Genomic DNA, 9228 nt, shown 5'->3' with positions numbered 1-9228 from the left:
AATTATATTTAGCCTGTAAATACATGATTTTAAACATTAAAGTAACATCATGATGTGGTCTACCTCTGCACTGGTGATTGTACATGGATTCCAGTATTGATCTATATATTTCACAATTCAGCATATTCTTATGTTCTTTCAATTCTAACAACTCTTCATTTTCATTATTCATAGAGTTAAGAAGAAAAAGAGTCTTAAAATGATTCACACTTTCTCCATCATCTAATGCGCGAACCATTCTTTCCAAATCACAACACAAAAGCTCTTTATTAAAAGGACTATTAATATTAAAATTAAGACCTTCCTTCCACAAATCACTAAAATCCCCACGAACAACAGACCTCAAATAATCAAAATCAACACTAAACTTACCACTACTCTCCCAAACATTCAACTTCTTCAACACAAACCTAAAACACTTACGAATACTACTATTAAAACTCATAAAAAAATATATAAACAATCAAACATAAATAAAAATACCAAAGAAAAAAAATAATACATATAAAAAGAAAATTATTAAATACGAATCCTCATATGATTATTGGTATTATTGACTAAAATATACTAATAATTGAGTATGCAATTCATCAATTAATATATAATAATATAATAATGTTAACTTTCTCAGGAGGCAAAATTTTTACATAATCAATGAAACATATAAAAGTTTGTAATGGAGAAAGTGCATGAGGCATAAATTTTTCTTTAATTTCTTTTAATATTAAATCAAAATTCATCTTATTTTTAAGTAATATTTTTAAGCTAATTTTTAATAATTAAAATTATGGAAATTATTAAAAAATTAAGTATAGATAATAAAGGAAATATCTTTGCAATTGGAAGCATTCTTCTTATAATTCCCATAATCTTAATAGCTATTATGATATTGAATTTATCAATAGATTCCTCCCAAATAAACACAAATTCAATAGCTAGTAACTCATTTAACTATGAAATTGAAGATTATAGAAGAAATATAGGCATCATAGGATATGAGACCATAGAAAACTTATCAGAAGAAGCTATAGAGACTAAAATAGCTATTAGTGATAGTAGAGAAGAAATAAAGAAAAAATTACAGGAAAAACTAGATGAAAAAAGTAATCAATACTACAATAATAGTAATACTCAAATAAAAGCAAGTGTATTATATGTAGACAACAATGAAGACCCATTTCACATAACAATAAAAACAGAATTAAGTGGAGTGAAAGATAATCAAGAATATCAAGAAATAATTGAAAATAATATATCAATAATTGGTTTAAAAGATCCATTACCTCCGCTAATCTGTGGAAATGACTCCAACTTTACAATAGATGAAAATGGAAAGTATAATTATGGAAATTCTCTTTTTAATTACCTAAATGCTAAAAATACAACAAATCCCCAAGAATACATAAATGCAACATCTCCAGCTACTATAAAGCCTTGTCCTTATGATCCTTACATCCAGCATGGAGTTGGAGTAACAATGAAGAACTGTGTAGACAATGGATATTACCATGAAAGTGCAGATGGAAGTTGTTATCTATGTAGATTAGAAGGAAAAGGCTATTGCTACCATTATGGAATGGAAACATTTATAATTGTGAATAAATCCTCAAGTAATACATTAATCAAATCTACTTCAGCATCAGACCATGTTATCTTTGGATATGATAGCTATCCTGGAGAAAGCATTGTATTTTACAGAGAAGAAAATAGCCTAAATAATATTATTATTTTAGATGATAGTCATAAAGCAAAATATGGATTAGGATAGATTAAAATGACTATCAAATATTTAAAGGAAGATAATAAAGGAAATCTCTTTACAATAGACATGTTAATAGCTATTGTATTTTTAGTACTTATAGTAGGAATAACAGCAAATATAATGGATCAAACAAATGAAAAAATAAATGATCATGTCGCCAGAGGATCAATTGAAAAAATAGCTATAGAAACAGTGGATAACTTGATTAAAACTCCAGGATCTCCTGATAAATGGGAATATGAATCTATTCACGCGAATACAATACCTGGACTTGCATTAAAAAAAGATAAAGTAATATTAAACACTATTTCATTTAGAAAACTGATTGCATTAAGTCGAGACTATGATAATTTAGTAAATAAAAGAATATTTAATAATGATATTAAAAGTACAATAGCTATTTATCCTTTAAATTCAAATATAGAGCCAATTACAATAGGAAATATTAATGAAAATTTAAACAGTGTAAGTGAAATTGCAAGTGTAAATAGAACTATTCAGTGTGATTATCTAAGTGAAAATGTTCTTTTAAGTTTTAATAGCTATGATAACCATAAAGAACTTTGTATAAACTCCATAGAAAACCATACACATGAAAATAGCTATTTTTGCAAAGCAATAGCCATAACTCATGATAATCTAACAAATATGAATTACTATCTAGTATCCAGTCCAGAACTTATTAATACAAATAGCTATTGGAGTTTAAATGATCCAGAAAACAGAAACCTAATTGAAAAATCAGTTTATGAGACAATACACCTAAACAATGATCTAAATTACCAACTTAATGGAGAAAATGAAAAGAAGATATGGATGCATATCAAACCAAGCAATCAAACTAATTTTGAAAGCTATTTAGTTGCAATCCCCAAAGGTTTGGACTTAAAAGATATTGGAGTAGATGATATTAAATATGAATATTTTAAGTTAAATAATGCTTATTTTGTTTTTAAGGTTTGGTATTGATTGTGAATGATACAAAATTAATTATCTAATACACTATAAATCAATATTCATAAATATGTATTAAAATAGTAGCAAAAATTAATAATTTTAAAAAATAAAAGAGTAGATAATATATAAAACGTCGAATTATAAAATTAATAAAGGATTAAACATGAATAAAATATCATTGTAGTTGATTAAATAGGAATGAATTATATAAGCAAATATCTTGAAAATATTAGGCTTGGTGAAGGAAGATATGGTATGTTTGGGAACATGGTCGGAAGGACTGTTCTTAATAGATTAACTCCTGAACAGCGAATAAAAAGGGAAAATAAGTTAAAAAATGAAAATCCTTCAGCTTTTAAAGAATTCCAAGAATATATGCCTTCCACTGTAAATTTATGTGTGAGTTTTCATTTCAAAAATTATTTTTACATGTAAACCATATCATTCCATTATATATGCTCTAATCTTCTTAAGAATGATTTTAATTTTTCATTAAAAATCTTATGTAAATTTTACACTACCTATTATATCAATTAATCAATGAGGAATGTTTCAAGTGATAATTATAACCACTCCAATGTGTGAGAAAATATTGAAATTTTGTCAAATAGACGATTATAAAGTTAATAAAAATCCTGATTTAGAAGAAGGAGAGTTAAACATATTAATGTCTGAAAAAAAATCTGAACGCATGTCATTAGTATTGAAACTTAATACTTTTAATCAGATAAAAGAAAGTATTGAAAAAGTAGGGAAATACAGTGATAATCCTAAATTTTTAGAAGATATTGATGAAAAAATAGCTAATATATTTTCAAATTATAAAATAGCTAATAAATGGACAGATGATAATGAAAAAGAAGAATTCAAAAAATTCAATTCTAAAATTAAAGTTAAAGTTTATTCAAAGTTTTTAGAAGATATTATTAAAGATATGGGTTTTAAAATAGCTATTAATAATGATGATACTGATTTTATTGTTTATCCTGATTATTTAGATGTTGACAAAATAGCTAAATCAGAAGAAAATAAAGAGAACCAAAAAAACAAGCTTATCGAAATTCCTTCCCATAGCAATGTTTCTAAAGATCCAATAGAAAGAACAGAATATAGATATTCCTTAATTGAAGAGAAAATACAAAATAGCTATTAAAATAAAAGATTAATTATATTATTTGTCTTCATTTAGTTTAATTAGTTTAACTTACTTGTTCTATTTATTTCCTTATTTGGGATGTAAATTGCATCTTTAAATGAATAAATTTCTTTAAACATTGGATGATTTGTGTGAATATAATTTCTTAGCTTTGTAACATTAAATTGAATATTTTCTTTTAATAGTTCATTTAATTTTTCAATGAGTTTTATTTCACTAACTCCATATAGCCATGTTTGACCTAAGCTATTAGTGATATATTTCTTTTTATCATCTGATAGGTCATCTAAGTTTCCAAAAATAGCTATTTTATCAATTGGTGAAATACTATCAAATATTGGGTAGGACAAAATAATATTATTGTATCTATCTGCAAGTTCTGCTTTAGATATTTCTGTTTTTGCTAAATTAGTTACACTACTTTTTATAAGATCCTTGATTGAATATGGAACTTCTAAATTAGATAAAAAATCACCATAATTATTTCCAAGTCCAACTAATATGAAAATAACTTTAAATTTATCTTCACCCATTAGCGAAGCTTTATTTATTAATTGAGAATATTTATTTTTAATATCATCTGTGGTTACATTGTCATACCAAAGATAATCAGTTAATTCCTTTTGAATTATGTTTTTACAATCATCATCAAAGTTTTCTCTACTTAATACTGTCCCATATACAAGCCCAGAACCAACTAAGTCATTAACGAGATTTAATTTATCAGATTCTTCTTTAAATGCTTTTTCTATTTCTTCTTTTCTTCGTGGGGTTTTAAGAGAATACTGTCTTAACCTTTTTTGAATTCCTATCATGTTTAGATTGTTATCATCATTTATAAGAACAGGATAATTTGTAAGAGAACCAAAGCTTCCTCCATTTCCAAGCATATCATAGTGACCAACAAGATCTTTTACTAATTCGTAGTTCTTTTTAGACTTTAATACATCATAGTAATATTTAAAAAAGCTAATTTGAATTTCCTTTTCAATTATTCCTTCTTTAAATTGATTCCATAGCTTTTCTCGTATTGTTATCATGTCTTCAAGTGATAATCCTTCATCTAAGCTGAGAAGACCAAAATCCTTCCCAATTCCCACAAATGTATTAATATAACTTAGTTTTCCAATTTCATCATTGATTATATTTTTGGTGTAAAGTGTAAAATCATCATTCCAATTTATTACGTGGTTTAAAACCTTTTGAAACATTAATATTTTCTCTTGATTATTAAAATCTTTGTATTCTGCTGATGATACATCATAAGCTATTTTAAATTTAAGAACTAATTCTTTGAATCTGTAGAAGAACTGGATATTTTCATCAATTGTTTTATTGTCTTCAAAATACTTTTTAATAATTATTTTGACTTTTTTCCTTTCCAAACTACTTAATGAATCATCAAATTCGGATGCTAAAATATTAATAAAGCTTAATTTTAAATAATAGCTATATAATTCTTTAATTTCTTTTTTATCCATTACATCATAGTAATTTTCTAAAACTGCTTCCCTTATTTTAATTTTATATTTCTTAGGTATATTTTCATTAGATAATTTACCAAAATGATCATCATGACCTACTAATTCTTTAATAAACCGATCATTAGTTTTTAATATATCTAAAATACCCAACTAAATACCCACCTGCAATATTAATAATAAATAATTAATAATAAATGATTAATAATAAATGATTAATAGTAATAAACATTTTTAACAAAGTCCAATTAATAGAGCATGATGATAGAGCATATTAATTAACCTTATTAATGTAATAGATAGTAAAGAACTGCCTTTTGAGCATGTAATCTGTTTTCTGCTTGCTCAAGAATTACTGATTGTGGTCCATCAATAACTTCAGCACTTACTTCTTCCCCTCGAATAGCTGGAAGACAATGCATAAATATTGCATCTGGATGTGCTAATTCCATGAGTTCTTTGTTTACTTGGTATTTTATTAGGTCATTTCTTCGTTTTTCTTCCTGGCCTTCATCACCCATGCTAACCCACACATCAGTATATACTATATCACTATCTTTTACAGCAAGTTTTACATCATCAGTGATTAAAATATTTGAACCTGTTGATTTAGCTATTTTTTCCCCTTCTGCTATAATCTCTTTATTTGGTTCATAACCTTTTGGTGTAGCTATTGAAATATCCATTCCTAAACATGCACATATTAAAAGAAGAGAATTACATACATTGTTCCCATCTCCAACATAGGTGAATTTACCATCAAAATTTCCTTTATATTCTTTTACAGTTTGCATGTCTGCTAATACTTGGCATGGATGTTCTAAATCTGTAAGACCGCTGATTAATGGAACATCTGCTTCTTCTGCAAATTCTACAACATCTTGATGGTTAACTGCTCTAATCATTATCCCATCAACATATCGACTTAATACTTTAGCGGTGTCAGCTATTGGTTCTCCTCTACCCATTTGAAGCTCATTTGCAGATAAGAATAATGAATTTCCTCCAAGTTCATACATTCCAACTTCAAAAGAAACTCTTGTGCGAGTGGAAGATTTTTGAAATATCATAGCTAGTGATTTCCCTTCAAGTGGTTTATCTTTTACTTTACTTTCTTTAAACTGTTTAGCTAGTTCTAATATTTCATCAATTTCATTTTTTATATCAAGTATTGACAAGAGACTTTTCATTTTAGCTACTCCTTTAGGTAGTCCTGTGGATTTAAATAAAATACTAAGTATTATGTTAATCATGAATTTAAATTAATAATCTGCTAATATAACAATTATAGTTATTAATATTAACAATTTTATTCGTGTTATTAATTTAAAAATTATTATTATGTTTAAATTTTATTTATTAAATTTATTAAAATTAAATTTATTAAAGTTTTATTTTAGTATTTAATAATATTAATAGTTTCATTTACTTTAGTTTTAAAGAGTACAATTTATAATAATTAATTTTTTATATTGATTATATGGACATATAAACTATCAAATAGCTATTAAATACTAAAATAATAAATTGACTGAACAAATAATTATTATAGAGATAAATATATGATATCAACAATAAGAATTTATTAAATTTTTAGGCATACCTAAACTTTTATATATGAGATAGTACAAAGTACATATTAGTCTACTGATAACACACAGTAGCAAAAACATAAATATTAAACATAGTTCTTTTAATAAATATGTTTCTCCAAAATCACTATAGAACTATTAATAAAGTTATATGAAACAATATATCCTTAATTAACGTATTTATACAATAGTAATATTTCTTCAACAATTAAATAGTCATTGTTAAAATCTCAGCCTTTTAATGAATACAGTTAATTAAGGATTTTCTTCTGCCAAATACTTTTAAAGTTTAATTCAATATGCAAATTGCATCATAAAATTAGCTGATCATATAAATATACTTTTTTTAGAAAATTTAAGAATTAAACATGTTTCTTTAAACTAATGTATTCTTGTTATATTATTTGGTCTGTCAAAATCAGATGAAAAAATAATTATATACATTATATACTATTTGTTTAGACATTATATGTAACTTATTTTTAACAATAAATAGAACAATGTTTTGTTAGATATGCTGTTTTTAAAATGATGTATAAGTTTTGTATACAATAAATTTTTATTAAGTTCATAGGATGATTCCACAATTCTCAGTACGTGTTTGTATATTTGACTATTTAATGGTAAAATTTAAGACCAAACAGAATTATGAAACAATTTTTTAAGATTTAATAATCAATACACTGTTTTTATATTCTTATTTAAATCAAAATGTTTGTCAAATGTTACTATTCAACATTCCATTTGATCCATTAAGTCCCTACAAACAATCAAAGATATTCTTTTAGGATAATAACTTATTTTTTCCATAGCTTTTATTTTAATTAATGTTTAAAACTGTTATTATTCCCATGATGATAGAATTAAAATTATCAAATTCCATACTTTTTATAATAATAAAAAGAATGCTTATTTTCAAATATATCTAAAAATTCAGAATTATTTCTCTCAAAATATTGAAAAGAACTCCCAGATATCAAGTCTACAAACTGAATCCCAATATACTTAGTTGAATTACTATGATAAATCTTAGACTCCTGAAATTTATCTAAAAACTCATGATTAAATTTATCAATATATTTTGAGGGTAAAAATTTATCCATTCTAATTGTAAATGGCTTATTTAACTCAATTTTTTTTAATAATTCTAAGACAATATCAATGTAAATTTCATTTTTATTATTATTTTTAAATAAATTTAAATTATTATGATCTTTTTTATTAATAATTATAGAGTAAGAATTAAAATCAAGTTTATTTAATTCATTTAAAGCATGAGTTTTTAATTTGTGAGAGATTGCATTAAATTTAATTTCATTATGAGTCAATATTTCTTTTCTAAATCTCCTTTTTAATATTTTATTCCTTATTTTATTTAATTTACAACATTCATCATGCGAATCAAATCTTAGAATACTTATAATAAAGTAATTGTTATCATTTAACCCCATATCACCACTTTCATCTAAAAATAAGTATTCCATAAAACCACCAAATAAGTTTACAATAACAATATTTATATGTTAGTTTAACTATATTTAATATTGTTGTTTAAAGTAAGGCCTCATAGATCAGAGTTACCCATGGTGGCCGAGCTCTTAAGTGAGTAAAAGTGTCTATGAGGCAATGAACACAATTATTAGCTATTTTTAAGATAATTCTAGTTTAATATGAAGCTATTTTCTTTTTTAATAAATAGTATATGCTTATTTTAAATTTATATTAAATATGTATAATTTTGCATGTATTTTTTGGAAAGTGAATTATTAATTTTTTCAAGGTTTCATTAGATATTTTTTTAAATATTTTGCAACTCTAAATTTATCCTGTCCAAAACATTATTGTTTTTCTTTATTTTATCTTCTAATTGTTGGATGCTTTCTCTTGTTCTCCCCATAGGAATTAAAAACTTCATTCATGAAATTATAAGATATTTAATATTCCATGTAAGATGTTAATAGGAAGACACTCTTTGTTTTGATTTTAGTATAGACATATACAGGATTTACAATTCCTTCATAATCTGATCTTCCATTAGCACTTTACCATTCTCATAGAATTATATAGAATTACTATGTTAAAATATTTACTTCATGAAATAGTTTTGATCAAATTTATGGATTTGAAAAATCGAACTGATGGATAGTTATTGTTAGTGTCATGACTATTTAATTTTAAATATTTATATATTATTAATTTCATACCATATAGCTAAAATAAAGAAAATTAAAGCTTAATTAAAAAGATAACGAAATATTTAAAACCATAATATTAAATTGT

8 protein-coding genes are annotated in these 9228 nt (G+C 24.5%); 4 read left to right on the top strand and 4 right to left on the bottom strand.

Annotated elements, in window-relative coordinates; all coding sequences use genetic code 11:
- On the bottom strand, nt 1-445 hold a 445-nt coding region (locus MBFIL_RS00220; protein ID WP_157078598.1), incomplete at its 3' end, for a hypothetical protein.
- Nucleotides 446-787: 342 nt separating this feature from the next.
- Here MBFIL_RS00220 and MBFIL_RS00215 point away from each other — a divergent pair.
- From MBFIL_RS00215 to MBFIL_RS00200, 4 genes are all read left to right on the top strand, one after another.
- Nucleotides 788-1768 carry a hypothetical protein gene (locus MBFIL_RS00215; RefSeq protein WP_084266235.1) on the top strand — a complete coding sequence of 327 codons (981 nt, stop codon included), beginning with the start codon at nt 788-790 and terminating at the stop codon, nt 1766-1768.
- A gap of 6 nt (nt 1769-1774) precedes the next feature.
- Entirely contained in the window at nt 1775-2731 is a 957-nt protein-coding gene (locus MBFIL_RS00210) for a hypothetical protein (RefSeq protein ID WP_066970225.1), read from the top strand.
- A 186-nt stretch (nt 2732-2917) separates the two neighbouring features.
- Complete coding sequence (locus MBFIL_RS00205; RefSeq protein ID WP_066970222.1) at nt 2918-3154, top strand: hypothetical protein; 237 nt, start codon at nt 2918-2920, stop codon at nt 3152-3154.
- 157 nt (nt 3155-3311) lie between these two features.
- Nucleotides 3312-3872, top strand: coding sequence for a hypothetical protein (locus tag MBFIL_RS00200; protein ID WP_245637433.1), 561 nt, complete (start codon nt 3312-3314; stop codon nt 3870-3872).
- Nucleotides 3873-3913: 41 nt separating this feature from the next.
- Here the strand turns inward: MBFIL_RS00200 and MBFIL_RS00195 are convergent, their stop codons facing one another.
- From MBFIL_RS00195 to MBFIL_RS00185, 3 genes are all read right to left on the bottom strand, one after another.
- On the bottom strand, nt 3914-5509 hold the full coding sequence (locus MBFIL_RS00195) for a hypothetical protein (RefSeq protein ID WP_066970219.1): 1596 nt from the start codon (nt 5507-5509) through the stop codon (nt 3914-3916).
- Nucleotides 5510-5643: 134 nt separating this feature from the next.
- A complete protein-coding gene (argF, locus tag MBFIL_RS00190) occupies nt 5644-6546 on the bottom strand; it encodes an ornithine carbamoyltransferase (RefSeq protein WP_066970216.1) in 903 nt (300 codons plus the stop codon).
- 1274 nt (nt 6547-7820) lie between these two features.
- Complete coding sequence (locus MBFIL_RS00185; protein WP_066970213.1) at nt 7821-8432, bottom strand: DUF3800 domain-containing protein; 612 nt, start codon at nt 8430-8432, stop codon at nt 7821-7823.
- Nucleotides 8433-9228 lie beyond the last annotated feature (796 nt).

Origin of the sequence: Methanobrevibacter filiformis, assembly GCF_001639265.1 — an archaeon.
Classification (GTDB): Archaea; Methanobacteriota; Methanobacteria; order Methanobacteriales; family Methanobacteriaceae; genus Methanacia; species Methanacia filiformis.
The sequence above is the reverse complement of the archived record's forward strand: the minus strand, read 5'-3'. Positions and strand labels throughout refer to the sequence as shown.